The sequence below is a fragment of the Chlamydia psittaci 6BC genome (genome assembly GCF_000204255.1).
Taxonomy (GTDB): Bacteria; Chlamydiota; Chlamydiia; order Chlamydiales; family Chlamydiaceae; genus Chlamydia; species Chlamydia psittaci.
In genome coordinates this window covers 299,914-319,023 of sequence record NC_017287.1, presented here as the reverse complement: position 1 = coordinate 319,023, position 19,110 = coordinate 299,914, and the positions used below count along the sequence as shown (strand labels likewise).

Below are 19,110 nucleotides of genomic sequence, written 5' to 3'. Positions count from 1 at the left end.
TCTGCATTTTCCTCATCAACATACAGCAACTCTTGCTTTATTTTCCTCTTTCCCTTATGTCAAGTAGAGCCGCAAAATATGCAGGGAATACTAATGAAAAACTCTATTTATGGGGTTTTGCTGTTTTCCTCTTTTGCCTTATCCACTGCTACCAAACTTCTTGCAGATGCCGACTCTGTCAACCTTGCAACTGGATTCAACGGCTCCACTAGTGAAACTTTCAATGTTAAACAAACAAATAATGCTGATGGGACAACATATACTCTAAGCAGCGCGATTACCTTTGAACACATAAATCAATTACAACCAGCAAATACTAGCTGTTTTGCGAATACAGCTGGGGATCTAACTTTTACTGGGAATCGACGACTTCTCTATTTCAATAATATTTCATCGACAGCGAAAGGTGCTGCTATTAGCACAACTGCGGATGGCAAGACACTCACAATATCAGGGGCCTTACAACTGATTTTCTATATGTCTCCACGATTAGATACAGGGAATGGCGCCATTTATTCGAATAGCTCTGTACTCATAGAGAATAATTCTCAAGGGAGCTCTGGAATGAATCGGTCTGCAGGGAAAGGCGCCTTCATTTGTTGTGAGAAAAGTACGGATGCAGGAGCTACATCACCTACATTAACAATACGAAATAACGGAGAGTTTCTTAATGTAGGTAATGTAGCTACCAGTTCTGGAGGAGCGATTTATGCTGAGAAAATGATCTTATCCGCAGGAGGATATACAAAATTTCAATCCAATATTAGCTATGATAAAGGCGGGGCAATTGCCATTGCTGCTAATGGAGAAATTAGTCTATCCGCGGATAGAGGAAATATCATCTTTGAAAGAAACCTTAGAGTTGTCAACGACCAAGATATTTCCAATGCTATTCACCTAGAAGACAATGCGAAATTCCTTCAATTACGTGCCGCTAAAAACAAAAGCATATTTTTTTATGACCCCATTACAACCACGGGATCTGTTGCAGATCGGTTAATTATTAACAACTCGCAAGGAGAAGCCTCTACTTACGAGGGGTCGATTGTATTTTCTAGTCACAACTTTTTCATTCATTCCCCTGAGTGTAAACTCTCTTCATTTTCTCAAGATCTCACTTTAGCGGGAGGATCATTAATTTTAGACGAGGGAGTATGTATACAAGCTCCGTCCTTTGATCAAAATCCTCACTCCATACTCTTCATGCATCCTGGGACGAAGTTACAAACTACCAACAACATCTCAGTAAAGAATCTCCATCTCGATCTTAACAAGATAACAGAAGAGCCCGCATATATCACCACAACAGACGATGCTTCTGGTGTGGACATTCGCGGACCTGTAGTTATGCATATAGATGATGAGATCTTCTATAACCAGATAGCATTAGCGAATGAGTTATCTGTAGAGTGTTTAAATCTCAGCTCTCCCCATCTCGACAATATCACTATTGATGACGTTCCCAAAGCGCCTATCCTTACGTTAGAATCGCATCGTGGTTATCAAGGTACATGGGAAATCTCTTGGAAAGAGCAACCTAAACGTACCTTTGGGAAGGCTAATGTCTCACCTAATAAGCAGATGCTCTTAATTTGGAAACCTTCCGGTTATGTTCCTTTCTCAGGAGGAACTGGAGAGTTTACGACATCTTTAGTTCCTAATAGCTTATGGAATCTCTTTTTAGATACCCGCTTTTCTCAACAAGCTCTTGAGAAACATGCGTTATCTTCGGGTAACGGTATTTGGATTTCATCCATGACCAATTCTTTTCTTAAAGGTTCTACTAACAACAACCACGGCTTTCGTCATAAGAGTTCAGGATATATCGTAGGAGGGAAAATCCACACACTTCAAGATGACATCTTTAGTGTAAGTTTTTCTCAGCTCTTTGGGAGATCTAAAGATTTTGGATCTGCAACATCTAAGGATAAATTCTTATCAGGTTCTTTCTATGCTCAGCATTCTAGACGTTTACTTCCTATTATGAGATTCCTTGCAGGAACATCAAAATATCAACCGCGATTCTTATTGAGTATCCCTAGGGATCTTCCTGTCAATTTTGATGTCCTTGTGAGTTACAGCTATGACAACAACAACATGACAGTCAAAAATGCTGACCGCACACAAACAAGAGGCTCATGGAACACCTATGGGTATAGCGCGCAAATCGGCAGTTCGATTCCTTTTGTTTTAGATGTATCTCATACCTTGTTCCAATATGTCTCTCCTTTTATCAAACTGCATTGGCTATATGCTCATCAGGTACAATTTCAAGAACAAGGAATAAAAAGACGTGCTTTTAACAACAGTAATTTAAAAAATCTCTCATTGCCCATCGGTCTTAAAATCCAAGGACAATCACTACATCGTCTCTCTTATGAACTCACGGGGATGTACATTACTGATCTATATCGTTGCAATCCTGAGAGCGTGACTTCATTAATCTCTGGAGGCCTACTCCCCTGGACAACAACAGGGACAAATCTTAGCAAGCAAGCAGCTCTGTTGCAAGGATCGAGTAACGTGTCTCTTACATCACACATCAATGTCTTTGCGCAAGGAACTGTGGAATTCCGCCGTTCCTCTTATAGTTACAACATGGATTTTGGCAGCAGGGTGCATTTTTAACTGTGTATACCCCGACCACTTAGGAAGGGGTATGCCTATGTCATAGCAACCCAACACTGAACTAATCTGCTTTTTTGGTTCGGTATAACTTTCCAAGTTATCACCATTCCTAAAAGAAGAAACATTTTTTCCTATAAAACAACAGGGAATGTATTATGAAAAACTCTATTTATGGGGTTTTAATCCTTTCATCTTTTACTGTATCCATAGCTTTTGCAAACGCTGAAAACTTAGACTCTTCGGCGAGTTTTGACGGTTCTACAGGAGCCGGGCAATTTACTGCTAAGCAATCCTCACAAGCAGGGGGAACTACCTACACTCTAACTGCAGATGTTACTATCGAACATGTCAAATCAACCACACCCGCAAATACCAGCTGTTTTAAAAACTCTACTGGCAATGTAACATTTGTTGGAGCAAACCACTCCTTAATATTTGAAGATATCGCCTCTACAGCTCAAGGAGCTGCTATCAGTACAAATACTGATGGCAAAACAATCACGATGTCTGGGTTTAATGTTCTATCCTTCATTTCCGCTCCCCAAGCAATTACTGGAAATGCTGCGATTTATGGTATAGCTTCTATAACAATCAAAGAAAACAAGCAGCTCGTTTTTGATACCAACCACTCTACGGCAGCGGGCGGCGCTATTCATTGTTTAAAAACAGGGGCAACGGCAACAACACTCACCCTAGAGAACAATGCTTCTATGATCTTTAGGAATAACTCCTCAGCAACTAAAGGCGGAGCTATTCATACGGATAAACTTGTACTTAAAACTGGGGGAAATACTTTATTTGAAAATAACCATGCCACGCAAAAAGGTGGGGCGATTTCCATTGCTGATTCTGGGGAGATCAGTTTATCTGCGGATAACGGTAGCATTATCTTTAAAGGGAATACCTACACAGACGGAGGGAATAGAGTCAACAATGCGATTTATGTCGGGGCAAATGGGAAATTTGTAAAACTCGAAGCGAAAGAAGCACAATCTATTCTATTTTACGATCCTATTCTTGTTGAAGGGGCAGCGGCTGACAACCTAGAAATCAACAAAGTGAATGGAGCCACCACTTATACAGGATCTATTATCTTTTCAGGCAGGCATATCAATAGTCCTCATAAAAAGATGAAACATGTTTCTAAATTCACGCAACCTTTGACTCTTTCTGCAGGATCTTTAGTTTTAGAAAAAGGAGCTCATTTAGAAGCCAAATCACTAACACAAACTGAAGGATCTAAAATTATCTTAGATCAAACTTCGAGCATAAAAGTTCAAGAAAACGTTGATATTAAAGAACTGTGGTTAAGCCTTGATGAGTTTGTGGAACCTACAGCAGCAAATATCTCATCTTCAGGGGCTGCTCATACCGTAACAGTTAAAGGTCCTTTGGGGATCTTCGCTGATCAAGAGGCTTTTTATAATCACCATGCTCTTGCTAATAACGTTGATCAAGAGCTACTACAACTTGCTGACCAAGACATTACAAAAATCTCTTTAGTGGATGTTCCTGAATCTGTAAGAGAAAATCTTAACACCCATCGTGGATATCAAGGTAGTTGGACTGTAGATTGGAAAACGGTTCCTGGTTCTACATCTGGAGGGGTGACTACTCTTGGCACGAAAACAGCCACTGTACATTGGAGACCTACGGGATACATTCCTTTTGGTGGTGCGCAAGAAATTACCACACCTTTAGTTCCTAACACTCTATGGGGAAATTTCTCAGACATCCGCAATTTAGAAAGAACTGTAGAATCTCTAGCTACGAATTCTCTGTGTTCTGAAGGATTCTGGGCTACAGGAATTAAAAACTTTTTCTATGCTCATGGTGCAGAAAAAAATTATGTTTTCCAACATAACAATGCTGGCTATGCCATCGGCATAAATAAACATACGCTGTCAGAAAATGTATTTTCTGCAGCATTTTCTCAACTCTTTGGTAAAGATAGAGATGATGCTAAAGGTCAGGTAGAACACCAAACACTTTCAGGATCTTTGTATGCACATCACGTAGGTACTGTACCTATGTTACGATTCCTCTGTGGTGGCTCTACAAATTGCGTTCCTGAACTGCAAGCATCTCCTTTCATTCCTGTTATTCTCAGTGCTCAACTCAGTTATAGTCATAGCAATAACAATCTTACCATAACTCACGAAGATAAAACCAAAACGACAGGGAACTGGTCGAATTACTCCCTAGCTACAGAATTAGGATCTACATTTGTTTATACTTTGAGTAAATGTCCCTCTATATTCAAAAATGTATCCCCATTTATCAAACTCCAAGGGGTGTATTCTGAACAAAGGAAATTCACAGAAGAAGGCTTACGTCGCTGCTCATTCTCAAGTACATATTTAGCTAACCTTGCTCTTCCTCTAGGGATAAAAATCCAAGGTACCTGTCCTCGAGAACTTCTTGCTTATGATCTTTCTGCCATGTATGTTCAGGATATCTTCCGCATTAACCCTGAAACTATGACGTTATTCTTAATTGGAGGGTTAGCTCCATGGACAACACCAGCAACAAATCTAGATAACAAAGCTCTAGTTGTTCAAGGATCTGGACGATTCGCTGTTCGACCTAACATCGAAATCTTCGCCAAAGGCAACTGCGAACTCCGTTCTTCTTCCCATAGTTATAACTATGATTTCGGTGCTAAAGTACATTTTTAGATCTTCCTCTCTCCCTGTTCTTTAAAGAGCAGGGAGTATCCCCTATTTCTCCTTATCCTCTCTGATAAACTTGAAATTTTTTATTTTTTTTTCTATGTTGCGGGTTAGACATTTGTAACCCAAGATGCCTCATGAAACTTTCCGTTTATGGGTTTTTACTCTCATCGTCGCTACTCTCTACCCATATTATATTCGCCGAACCGTCATCAGATTCTGTCTCTGAAACATCTGCTATAACTAAAGCAGCCGACAATACAGAATTATCAGACGGTTTTGATGGATCTACACAACCAAGTCAAGGATTTACATCAAAAGCAACAAGTAATGCTGAAGGAACTACGTATACCCTAACTACAGATATTTCCTTTTCAAACATTACCTCTGTGACTAAAGCAACAGAAGAACTTCTAAGAACTGGGAGTAAAAATACTGAAGGAAGCTGCTTTACCAATACTGAAGGAGATCTTTCCTTTGCCGGTAATTCTCATTCTCTAGCATTTACCGATATCTCCCTCACAGGACCGGGTGCTGCGATTAGCAATAAAGCATCTGGTAAAACATTAAATTTATCTAGTATCTCTAACCTTACATTCTCCTCATGTCCAGGAGATAGCGTTTCAGGTAAGGGAGCCATTTTATGCGAAGGCTCCTCACTACAAGTCAAGGATAACACTAACGTTATATTCTCAAATAACCACTCTACCGATAACGGCGGGGCTATATGTTATAAGACTACCCCCCCCCGAGCCGGGACCTGAGCCGGAGCCTGAAGTTCCTGAAGGAGAAGCTAGTTCTCTAATTAGACTTAAGGACGCCAATTTAGGATCAATTCCATCCCCTGTGGGGATAATGCACTCGAAGGCTAAATCAGCAGAAGTTACTGATAATAGCGTCTTTACCTTTGAAGGGAACTCTGGGTTAACATTTTCTGGGAATTCTTCAAGCAAAAACGGCGGAGCGATCTATGCTAAAAACCTCAAGATTGTCTCTGGTGGCCCGACCTTATTTACCGATAATACAGCCCAGGAAGCAGGTGGGGCGATTGCGATTGCTGATGGTGGGACTCTCTCCTTAACCGCAGAATCTGGAGACATTATCTTTAAAGGAAATAAGGGCAAAGATGATGCTCCGAATGCTATAAATATAGGATCAACAGCTAAAATTACCGACTTGCGGGCATCCCAAGGAAGTTCCATTATTTTTTATGATCCCATAACATTTAGCTCGGGTGCTGGTACTGAAATCGCACTTGCTAATGCTGGTACTCAAGAAACACTAAAAATCAATGCTCCAGACGCGTTGCCAGAAAAAACAGCTCTTCCCACCATGGGGAAATTGATGATCAGAGCCGAAGGTGATGTTCAATCAACACCCAAAAGCTATACAGGGAAGGTGGTTTTCTCTGGGGAAAGTGCTACCAATGTTAAGGAAGGCACCCCGACCTTCACGTTTCCCACCCCTGTGGAACTCACTGCAGGAACATTGGTTTTATCCGATGGTGCTTCACTCTCTGCAAAAACCTTCAAGCAGGCAGATGCCGACTCTTGCGTTCTATTGGAACAAAACACAAAGCTACAAGCTTCAGACTCCATGGATCTGAAAAACTTGTGGTTAGACATTAAGGACCTGAATTCTACTACATTGGCAACAGTCAGTACTACGGGCAGTTCTGGAAATATTGACATTTCAGGTCCGGTGATTGTTGCTATTTCTGACCCTGATTTTTATGAAAACCCTGAGCTGGCACAACAACTCAATAGAGAATTTTTAAAAGTATCCGCTACAGGGCAAGTCACTGTTTCCAATGGCGATGCGACCAATGACAAAGAAGAGGCTCACGCAGGTTATCAAGGTATATGGAAATTAACCTGGGAGGACTCTCCAGCAGAAGGCTCTGGAAGTGCCAAGGTTGCGAATTTAAATTGGCAACCCTTAGGATACATTCCTACGACTGCAGATACACAAAGCTACACTGCTTTAGTGCCTAACAGTCTCTGGGGTATGTTTGCTGATGTCACAGCGATCCAAAGATTAATTGAGAGTGAAGCCCACTCTGCTACTGGTAAGGATATCTGGGGTGCCGGATTATCTAACTTTTTCCAAGCAAAGAAAACGAATAAAAATCGTAAATTCCGTAATTTTAGCTCTGGCTATGCTGTAGGAGTAAGCTCGGAATCTCTTCATAAGTTTAAATTTAGCTTTGGTTTGAGCCAGCTATTTGGACGAGCTAAAGATTATGGAGGTGCAAGGATCCATGAAAAAATCCTTTCAGGCTCTCTATATACCGAATACTCTACAGAATTGCTGCCTATTCTAAAATTCCTTGCAGGAACTTCAGTGTTTAAACCAAAATTTTTAAAACAAGTTCCTGAGGATTTCCTAGTAAAATTCCAGTCGCAATGTGGTTATTTTTATGGGGATAACTCCATGAAAATAAAATACGCAGATGCTACACAAACGCACAGCTCCTGGGAAAATCACTGTTATGCAGGAGACATAGGTGCATCTATAACTCTACCTATAAAAAGTAAAGATGGCATTCTGCAAAAGGCTACGCCATTTGTAAAAGTACAAAGCGTATACATATATCAAAAAGGCTTCCATGAAAAAGGCTTGAGACGAAGAGCTTTTAGTCATACCTATTTGACGAATATCTCTATACCCTTAGGGCTACGCATTCATGGAGATTCTCCATCTAACGATCTCCATTACGAACTTTCTGCAGCATATATAGGAGATGCTTACCGCCATAATCCTAAAAACACAACGACACCGCTTGTGACCAATGTTGTTACCACACCATGGATAACAACAGCTACAAATCTACAAAGACATGCTGCACGATTCGAATGTTGTGGAGATTATGCCTTAACCTCGTATATCCATCTATTTGCTCAAGGAAGTATAGAACTACGTAAATCTGCAAGAGGCTACCACGCTAACGCAGGCAGCTCTATCCACTTCTAAATGTGTTTCCCTGCTCTTTATGAGCGGGGAACATCTTAACGAAAATCTATTTTTTTTCGATTCCCTTGTGTGTAAACACCTTCCAAAGAATGTCCATTATTGATCTTGATTAATTTTAAAAAATTGCCTATGAACTAAAAGGCTTTTCTCTATTTCCCTCCCCTAAGCAAAAAATATTCTGAACATATACATTTGAAATAACGTATGACGCAAAGACCGAATCTATGGATTTTTTGCTGCTATGCTATGTCCTATATGTGTTTTCCCACAGCAGATTCTGCTGTGTTGAAAACACTCTCCTCTGCTGATAACTTTAACGGCATAAATAACGCGGCTTTCCCTATTAAATCTTCTGATAATGATCAAGGTACCACGTATATCTTATCTGATGACATTCTAATACAAAATGTAGCGGCGACAACACCAAACAACTCTAGCTGTTTTAAAAACACCAAAGGGGATCTATTATTTAATGGGAATAACCGCAGCTTGACCTTCGATAAAATCACGACGAGCAGTGAAGGAAAAATGATTCTTCATGACGTAGAAAGCTTCTGTACACTTTCATGCTTTGCTCATCTTAAGTTTTTGGAACCGCTAAGTTCAAGAAAAGGGAAAAGTGCCGTTGTCTCTAAAGGATCTCTCATGTTTCGCTCCAATGATACGATTACCTTTACAGGATGCTACTCATCAGACAAAGGCGGAGCTATCTGTTGTATACCCAATCCAGGTTCAAAAAGCCCTTCTTCTCTTTCCTTTTATAGAAATCGAAAAATCACCTTCTCTAATAACACTTCAGTAAACGGTGGAGGGGCTATCTATGCTAAAAACTTATACCTCACCGCTATGGATGATAGCGTATTCATTGATAATACAGCTGTTGGTGATCAAGATTCCCGTCCTGGCGGAGGGGCGATTGCCATTGCTCCCGAAGGAGAGCTGGGGTTATTCGCTGAAAAGGGTGATATTATCTTCGCAGGGAATAGTACGATAAGAGGAAGGCATATCGAAAAAAACGCTATCCATTTAGAAAATGGTGCCTTCATCAGCCATATAGGCGCCAGAGAAGGCAAATCTGTGCAATTCTATGATGCGATTACTTCAACATCGCGCTCCACAGTCCCTCTACTTATCAATCAAATCCCCGGTGGAGGCATACATCATGGCACCGTATTGTTCTCTTCGACAAATTGTCTTTATTCCTGTTCTACTCTGGCAACCGTAAATATGAGCAGAATTTCACAAGACGTGGTACTAGCAGGAGGAACTCTAAAATTAAACAGTGGCGTCATCCTCGGAGTTTTAAACTTTATCCAACGTCCTAACACCACACTCATTCTCGATCATAGTAGTATGATGAGAATTCACGAAAATGCCGAGCTATCAAACATTACCATACCATTAAAACTCTATGCTTTAGACCCCCTACCAGAAAATTCGAAAATAAAATACCGCTCATTATCGTCTAGAGACCCCGGGCAAATCTTCCTTTTGTCGGCAGACAAAAAACTATCGTTTTCCGGATCTATACACGTCCATTTGCAAGATGAAGATTTCTATGAGAATAAAGAATTAGCCTCATCTCTTAGAATTCCCCTAATTAAAATCGAATCTGACAAACTAGAAAATACACATATCAAAGTAGATCATCTCACAGTTCCAACTCAACCTTACGGATATCAAGGATCTTGGGATCTTGAATGGGTAGACACTGCACCAAAACAGTTAAATACTCATACAGTATCACTTGCAAAAACGATAGGAGAACTCGTATGGACTCCCAAAGGCTATCGACCACGCCTGATAGATTGTCAAGGGAATTCCCTAGTTCCTAATAGCCTATGGAATGCCTTTGTAGACATCCGCGGTATTCATAATCTTATGGATACCATCTCTGATGGCAGCCTATACCGCAATGGCCTGTGGGTATCAGAAATTTCTCGATACTTCCATAAAGACCATCATAAAGATAACCAAGGATTTCGCCATACTAGCGGAGGCTATGCCTTAGGGATCTCAAAACAAACTCCGTCCAAAGATATCTTCTCGATAGGCTTTTTCCAAATGTTTGGGGTTTCTAAAGATGCGTCCCTAGCCAAAAACCATGAGAATATCCTTGCGGGATCTATGTACCTCCAACATAGCCTACCTGTAAAACCTATTTTAAATTGGTCCTTAGGAAACTTTTTCGTTCATCCTGAGTCCTTATCTAAAGTCTCTGCTGATCTTCCTCTAATTTTCAGTGCTCAAGCAACTTATAGTCATAGTAAAAACACCCTCACAATAAATCGCAAATCCTCAGAAATCACCCAAGGGTATTGGAATACCCATTGTGTAGGTGCAGAACTCGGGTCCTCGCTTTCCTTTGACTTCCATGAAGAACATAATATATTCCAGCACATCCTCCCCTTCATGAATCTTCAGGCAGTCTATGCCTACCAAAGGAAATTCAAAGAAGAAGGAGTGAAGAAACACGAAATTACCAGTAGTACGTTAGCGAATCTTTCTTTACCTATGGGTATCCGTTTAGAAGGCCATGCCTCACACTACCCTATTTTCTATTCAGCTTCTGCAACGTTTATCTCAGATCTATATCGTAAAAATCCTTCTGCTACAATTACAGCTACCTATGATCCTTTCCCCGTATGGGAAACCTCAGGAACAAATCTCTCACGACAAGCCTTATCCGCACAACTTTCCTTACATTGTGCAATTTTAGATAACATCTCCCTGTTCTCAAAATTTTGCACAGAACTACGGAAGTCCTCGCAATATTATTCAGGGGATCTGGGAAGCCAATTGCTATTTTGATCTGTAGGTAGAAAACTTAACTTTGAGAAATTCAGAAACCTGATCAACAATCGCTTTCTGAATTTCTCTTTTTTCTTTCAGACAAGCAGATCTGCTTGTATCACACAATCTGTCAGGAAGAGATTTAAAGCGTTTAATCCTAGGCTTTTATTTGAAATTTTCCCTATCCTATTGTTTTTTTAATGATTTTTGTTTATCAGCAAAATCAATCTTGTTGCATCCTGTCTAGCAAATGAAAGCGTCTTTTCGTAAGTTCTTAGTTTCTACAACGCTGACTCTTCCTTATTCATTCCAAGCCTTTTCTTTGGAAATTGTAGTTCCTAACGGAACTTATGACGGTTATCTTAGAGAAATGTTTCCCTACACGATTACGTCAAATCCAGAAGGAACAACAGCGATCCTGTCAGGAGACCTAAATATTTTAAATCTCGACAACTCCATGGCAGCAACTCCTTCAAGTTGCTTTTTTAACTCTGCTGGGTCCATGACAATTGTAGGAAAAGGTCATAATTTAACCTTTACTAATCTTCGCACATCGGTAAACGGTGCTGCTTTAAGCTCTATCCCTACGTCAACTCCTGAATCGTTGTCCTATACCATCACAGGAATCAAGACATTCTCTTGCTCTAATTGTGCAGTATTAATCGGACAAACCAATGACAGTAAGTTCACTTCTCCTAAAGGAGGTGCGGTATATTCTAAGGCACCTATATTCTTCAAAGACATTCAAAACGTCATATTTAAGAATAACCGTGCAGGAAATAATGGTGGAGCTTTATGGGGACAAGTAGTCGACATTAGCAATGTAACAAAATCATTACAGTTTCTGAGCAACGTAGGCGCCAACGGAGGTGCTATAGGGGCTTCAACAAGTCTGAATGTTACGCGTTGCCCATCCATTCTTTTTAGATCCAACTCTGCGGAAAAGCTCGGTGGTGCTATCCACTCTGTGAATCCACAAACTCCCCCACCCCCGCCACCGCCTTCTAAAAATGGGGTTATCAACACTGTTGTTAACTTTTCAGACAACGGCTCTGTACAATTCGATGCGAATAACGCTAAATCTGGCGGGGGTATTTACTCTAAAGGGAATATTAACTTCTCGAACAACGCTCAATTAATCATGCAGAACAATTCTGCATCTCCTGAAATCGGGGATACTAATGAGGTATTAGGTCAAGGAGGAGCAATCTATTGTACCCAGGCAACTGCGCCGGTAGCGGAAGAGAAAAAGGAAGAAGAAAAATCTAAAGCTGAAGTATCTACTCCAACCTTCACTGGGTTAACTATAACGAACCAACACGATATCTTCTTTGCTAATAACTTCGCAGCAAACGCGGGCGGAGCTATTTATGGAGAAAAAGTTAGCATTACTTCTTCAGGAAAAACGGTGTTTACCAACAACACCGCAAAAACCGGTGGAGCGATCTATATTGCTGCTGGCGGAGATCTCAGCCTATCCGCTGACTACGGCAATATGATTTTCTATGACAATCTCAACACCAATGATGGATCTCCCAAAAGAAATGCCATTACTCTAGATAAGGGAGCTACTATCAAGTTGCTTGCTGCTTCCGGAGATCATAAACTCTGTTTCTATGATCCTATTGTAACTACTCTTCCTGAACAAGCTCCTAATGGTGAGAATACTTTAACTATCAACCCAGATAGAGAAAGTGCTACTCCCTTTACTAATTATATTGGAACTGTTCTCTTTTCTGGAGCTCACGTAAACTCCACAGAAAGCACTCCCAACGCATCAACTATTTATCAGAAAGTGGTTCTAGGCGGTGGGAAACTCGTCTTAGCGGATAAAGCTAGCCTATCTGTGGTTTCCTTTGATCAGCAATCTGATTCTATCCTCCTCATGGATAGTGGGACCTCATTGTCAACTACCGATAACTCCCATGCCACTCCTGCTACTGTAGCAGCTGGAGCAGCAGCAGCTGCTGCTGTTGTTATGTCGACTACTGCTGAGGCAAGTAGCGCTACATCGACTACAACCACTACAGCCTCTGTGACCAATCAACCCAATGATAACGGATCAATCTCAATAAAGGATCTACACATCAATCTTGGTTCTCTGACACAAGCTGGAGAAGGAGCTAAAATCGATGTAAAAGGTTCGAATGGTACCATTACAATCACCGGGCACATTTCTTTAGACGATGTTTCTGGGAATGCTTATGAAAACCATGATTTATTCAATAAAAATACAGTCACGCTCAACCTCCTTTCTCTATCAACAAAAAGTGAAAGTAAAATAACGAGCAACGATCTCCAACTCACCCCAAGAGGAGATGCAGATCCTCAATATGGATACCAAGGTTCGTGGACACTCAGTTGGGAAAACGGAGCCAATGGAGATGCCACTAAAAAGAAAATATTAAAAGCTACTTGGACAAAAACAGGATTTGTTCCCAGCCCAGAACGTCAAGCTTCTTTAGTTCCTAACAGCTTATGGGGAGCCTTCATAGATCTACGCTCTATGAACGCACTCGCTACAGCAAGCTGTGATGGCTTTGGCTACAGCAAAGGATTATGGGTAGCGGGAATCTCTAATGTTTTCCACCACGATCGCAATTCTGTATCTCATGGTTTCCGCCGTATTAGTGGTGGCTACGTCATTGGAGCAAATTCACAAACACTATCGGATTCTGTATTTGGCGTAGCTTTCTCTCAGGTATTCGGAAAATCTAAAGACTACGTGGTCTCCACAACAAAATCACAAGCTCTAGTAGGTAGCGCTTATCTATCTATAAAACGCCCATTAAGCAATACGATCTTCACAACGTTCGCTGCAAGAATCAACTACAGCCATACTAATGAAGATATGAAAACACGCTATACCTTCATCCCTGAAGAAAGCTGTAATTGGGATAACAATTGCTGGTTAGGAGAAGTAGGCGGAAGCTTGCCTATTGTTCTGAACACTGGTAAATTACACCTAAATCAATTCGTTCCTTTTGTGAACGTGCAGATTGGTTACGCGGAACATGGCTCCTTCAGAGAACAACTCGCTGAAGCACGATCTTTCTGTTCCTCTCGTTTAATTAACCTAGCGATTCCTTGTGGTTTTAAAATAGATAGACGTTCTCACTCCTACCCGGATTTCTACAGCTTAGCTGTGTCCTATGTTCCCGATGTGTGGAGGAGAAACCCCGGATGTACAACGTTATTATTAGCCAACGGCGCTAGATGGAAAACCCTAGCAACAAACCTAGATAGACAAGGTCTGTTAATAGAAGGGTCTACACATACAGCCGTAAATAATAATATTGAAATCTTTAGCCATGGTAGTTGCGAGCTACGTAAATCTTCTCGCAATTACAATATAAATATAGGAAGTAAATTTCGATTCTAAATATTACTAACGATAGGGTTGAGGCATGCCTCTTTCTTTAAGATCTTCTTCTTTTTGCTTTTTGGCTTGCTTATGCAGCTCTGGGTGGGTTGCTGCCCAAACCATAAATCAAACTAACCTTACGCCTCCTTTGTATGATATAGGGGAAGCTTTTTACCTTACCTCTAATTGTTTCATCGAAGATGTCTATGGAGCAAAGTTCCCTTCATCTTTCTTAGGATCCAGTTCGAACCTTAGCATATTTGGGAAACGACGTTCATTAACATTTACGCAATGTCATGCTCCTGCAAAAGAAGGTGCTTCATTAATCTCAGCTACAGAAGCTCTTACCTTATCCAATCTTTCCAAGCTTGTACTTAATGAAAACATCTCTACAGGAAAGCATGGGCTAATTTCCGGAAAGGATATCTCGATTACCTCCTCAAAAGCGGTAACCGTAACCAATAACAGAACCCCCTACACTCCTGTAGTTACAGACTCTGAACCTAGTTCAGTTACGGTAAACTGTTTTTGTGGTTCTGCTGTTCACACAACAACAAGCTTAAATATTACGAATATTCGTAATCAAATTACCTTTGACAGCAACTCAGGAAACTTTGGATCAGCACTTCTTAATGATACAGGCGCATCCTGCAATATTGAAAATAACTCTGCTGCTATCTCGTTTTCTCAAAACTTTGCTGCTTGCGGTGGTGGAGCTATTTATGACGGAACTGTCACATTTAAAAATAACTCCGGACCCATTTCCTTATCAGGCAATACCGCAGCCAATGGTTTGCTAACTAAAACTCCAAATCCTCCTAAAGTCATAGGCGCAGGTTGTGGAGGAGCCATTTGTGTCCCCACAAAATCTGTTTCCTTTGTGGGCAATACTGGCGGTTGTAATATTTGCTGCAATCTTGCTCAAAAAGATGGCGGAGCTATTTATGCAACCACATGTACCTTTTCAAATAACTCCCCTACACATATCACGAAAAACTCCGCCAAAGAAAATGGTGGGGCTATTTGTGCCAAAGTCCTGACAATAAACGCTCAGGGCCCTATGGTGTTCTTCAATAACAGAGCACAAAAAGGTGGGGCTATTTATATCGATCCCGCTGTTGGCAATACCTCGGATCCTTCGGAGTCTACCTTAAGTCTAACAGCAAAATCTGGGGATATGGTCTTTATCGGCAATATGCTCGATGGTTTTCCAGGAGTACGCAACGCTATCCATGTGGAGGGAAATAGTAAGATCACAGCTCTTAATGCTTCCGGTCTCTCCAACCTGATCTTTCATGATCCCATCACCAACTTAGGAACCACAACAGCGGCTCGTGATGGTGAGCAATTAAATACGATCACTGTTAATTCCCCGGGTTATTCTGGATCAGTAAAATTTACATCAGAAACTCTGACCATATCAGAGAAATTAAATCCCGCAAATACAACGTCATCCCTTTTCGGGAAAGTAGTTATCCAAGATGGACAGCTTATTGTCACTAACAACGCTAACCTCAATGTCCTTGGTCTAACTACTGAAACAGGCAAGTTAACTCTAGGTTCTGGAGCTAGTATCGGATTATTATCAACAACAGGCGATAATCCAGCTGCTGAAAGCTTCACGATTAGCAAGTTAGGATGCGATGTACAATCCTACCTAAATCCTAACTTTTCTCCTGCTTCTGTAACAACATCAAACAACAAGACAATTACATTATCCGGCTCCCTAGACCTAGTCTCTGAAAACGACGCTGAGCTGTACGATAATCCCTTATTACAAGGGGCATTATCTTTTCCTTTTGCCACCTTTACAAGTAACAATACCGACCCAACAACAAGTAGCTTCAACTCGGGACCTCTCACTGTCCCCCAGCACTACGGCTACCAAGGAGTGTGGTCATCCTCATGGACAACACCTCTACTTGCGCCTACGCCTAACGGAGGCATTCCATCAGGAACAAATAATCGGACTCTTTATGTTGTATGGAGACCGGAACCAACACATCGTGCTCCCTATATTTTAGATCCCGAACGTCGTGGTGAACTTGTATCGAATACTCTGTGGACCTCCTTCTTAGCAACTCAAGTATTTTCAGAAGCTTTAGAAGAGACCTTCTTAAGCCAACACGAAGGTGTTCTTGTTTCTGCAAAGGCTATAGGAAATTATATCCTCCATCCTATACATAACGGTCATGAAGGATTCAAAGGACGATACGGAGGATATCAAGCCTCTATCGGAATCAACTATCCTGACGAAGCTTCTATAGGACTCGCTTTTGGTCAGCTCTATGGTCAAGTAAAGAGTAAACCTTACGATACACATAGCACAGAGCAAATCAGCTTATTCGCTTTCTTCGGGAAGTTTCCTGTAGCTACAGAAAATACGGCAACGAGTATCTCCTGGGAAGCCGCTTATGGTTACACAGTAAACCATATGAAAACAAATTACCTAAACCCTATCACCCAAAAAACGAGAAAATCGAAAGGACGTTGGCACAATAACACCTATTATGCCTCGGTATCTGTAGAACATCCGTTCTTAACCTGGTGCACACTCACACGTAAAGTGGCTCGTGACTTTGATTTCTCAGGGTTCATATCCGCAGAATTTATGGGTGGTTGGCAAAATGCATTTGCAGAACAAGGATATCTGCCAAGGAGTTTCTCCCGAGGTCGTGGTCATAACATCACACTACCTATAGGATTCACTTCAGAATGGCATACACCATTTAAGAAAGCTCCTTCAACACTCACATTAAAACTCGCTTACAAGCCAGATATTTATCGTGTGAATCCTCATAACGTAGTCACCATTCTAGCGAACAACGAAAGCATTCCTATATCAGGAGCGCATATCGCTCGTAATGGATTCTATCTACAGATTCATGACAGTGTAGAACTTTCCGAATATACAACAGGATTCTTAGACTACGTCTTTGACTCCAAGAAATCTTTCGCAAGCCATCGTGTCATCACAGGTTTGCAAGGAAAATTCTAAATCAACTACCGAGAGAAATTTTCTTTGCCCTAGGGGAATTTCTCTCCTTTCCTTTAACAACTCCTTCTGTACACCATCCTCCACCTCAGAATCCTATCCCAAGCGTTTTCCAAAGAAACGTGCTCTGCATCTAGACACGTCAATCAACATCTGAAAGCCCTCTCAGCACTATAATAGCGAATCGTCTGAAACGAAAATAACGATAAGCTGCAATCAATATAAATCTAAAGTGGCAAATACTTTTAAACTCATCGATATACACAATTTAAAAAACTTTTAATAAACAATGCTGCTTAGAACAAACAAAATATAATCTATATATTCCCAAAATGTTTGATTATCTGTAGATTGTTTAAGAGAAATCCCCCAAAACTCACACGACCCTCTCAGCACGACTATCCACAACACGATTATCTAAGGGGATTACGTTGATAATTTACATAAGCCCTAAGAGAACGATATGAAATCCACAATTACAAAATACTTAACATCTATTAGTCTGACTTTTGCATTATGCACTAATCTATACGCTGAAGATGCTTCTCAAACTTCCGAAATCCAAGAAAATCAAGATACACAAATACAAATCGATCACAAAAGTGATTCCGTAAGCAATATCTTCTGGCAATCTACTTATGCAACCATGTGTGGAATGAATGCTGGTAGAGTATCTGTAGACTCTCTGAGCGATCGTGCTTTTAATATTGAAGGCGGTGCTTTAGGTCTCTGTCTTTACCAAAAAGATGACATAGAAAAGCGCGGATTCCATATGGATGGGACCGGATTCTACACAGGAATCTCTGCAGAAGCAGCTTCTCGATATAAAGTTGGCTTTCATTTTGTAGCTCAGAATACTCATGCCATGGCAAACGCTAGTCATAATGAAGTCACAACAGATTACCTATCTTTAGGAAGTCAATGGCAAATCAACTGTTTCCAAGGGAAACTCATCCTAGTAGGAAATTATCTCTATACCCTGGGAAATCATCAGATAAATCCTACGGATAGTCAGCGTGTAGAAGATTGTTGTGATGCCTTTGAAAGTCAAACAATAGGAAACTCACTTTCCTGTTACTTCCCTATAAAAGCTAAAACAAATCATCGCCTCACTGTCACTCCTTTTGTCTGCTATCAAGCGTTTTCCTCTAGGCTAAACAAAATCCAAGAACAAAGCACTTACCTACAGACTTTATTAGCATCTGATGTTTTTCTTGATGTGAGCTTACCCTTCGGATTACATAATGCTCTCGTCTTCCACGGATGTTGTCCATCAGTTTGGGAATTACAAGTTGCGTATAAACCTACCGTCTTCCGCACAGTACCTGTCGTTGACTCGATAGTCGTTGCAGATAACAGCTCTTGGACTTCTTCACCTATAGACGTAAGCTACCACGCATTTTCTATAAATTTCAGAAATAATATCCAACTACTGAAACACCTGCATATCAACTGCAATTATCAGTGTGATATCTCCTCGTCTACATGTAGCCATTATCTACTGGCTGGAGGAAAACTCTCCTTCTAAAGTCTCTACAGACTCTAAAAAAGACAAAATCTTTAGCCTGTATTGAAAAATACGAATGCAGGCTGTCTAAAAAAGTTTGTTTTGCAGAAAAACAAACTTTTTTATTCGCTTGAATGCTATCCCCCATGAATAAGGCACCGTTCTTGATAACAAGAGC

At 40.8% G+C, this 19,110-nt stretch carries 8 protein-coding genes; all 8 read left to right on the top strand.

Features of this window, described 5'->3' with window-relative positions:
• The first annotated feature begins 93 nt into the window (after nt 1-93).
• Nucleotides 94-2,628 carry an autotransporter domain-containing protein gene (locus G5O_RS06575; protein ID WP_006342960.1) on the top strand — a complete coding sequence of 845 codons (2,535 nt, stop codon included), beginning with the start codon at nt 94-96 and terminating at the stop codon, nt 2,626-2,628.
• 155 nt (nt 2,629-2,783) lie between these two features.
• A complete protein-coding gene (locus G5O_RS06570; protein WP_013462619.1) occupies nt 2,784-5,306 on the top strand; it encodes a polymorphic outer membrane protein middle domain-containing protein in 2,523 nt (840 codons plus the stop codon).
• 131 nt (nt 5,307-5,437) lie between these two features.
• Entirely contained in the window at nt 5,438-6,064 is a 627-nt protein-coding gene (locus tag G5O_RS06565) for a chemotaxis protein (RefSeq protein ID WP_014943360.1), read from the top strand.
• Between the two features lie 91 nt (nt 6,065-6,155).
• Entirely contained in the window at nt 6,156-8,273 is a 2,118-nt protein-coding gene (locus tag G5O_RS06560) for an autotransporter domain-containing protein (RefSeq protein ID WP_006342957.1), read from the top strand.
• Nucleotides 8,274-8,528: 255 nt separating this feature from the next.
• Nucleotides 8,529-11,084: a polymorphic outer membrane protein middle domain-containing protein gene (locus G5O_RS06555; protein WP_013747335.1), complete on the top strand. Its 2,556-nt coding sequence runs from the start codon at nt 8,529-8,531 to the stop codon at nt 11,082-11,084.
• A 232-nt stretch (nt 11,085-11,316) separates the two neighbouring features.
• Nucleotides 11,317-14,448: a polymorphic outer membrane protein middle domain-containing protein gene (locus tag G5O_RS06550; RefSeq protein ID WP_006342954.1), complete on the top strand. Its 3,132-nt coding sequence runs from the start codon at nt 11,317-11,319 to the stop codon at nt 14,446-14,448.
• Nucleotides 14,449-14,473: 25 nt separating this feature from the next.
• Entirely contained in the window at nt 14,474-17,428 is a 2,955-nt protein-coding gene (locus tag G5O_RS06545; protein ID WP_006342953.1) for a polymorphic outer membrane protein middle domain-containing protein, read from the top strand.
• 460 nt (nt 17,429-17,888) lie between these two features.
• Nucleotides 17,889-18,953, top strand: a complete 1,065-nt coding sequence (locus tag G5O_RS06540; protein ID WP_006342952.1) for an autotransporter outer membrane beta-barrel domain-containing protein — start codon at nt 17,889-17,891, stop codon at nt 18,951-18,953.
• Nucleotides 18,954-19,110: the final 157 nt, after the last annotated feature.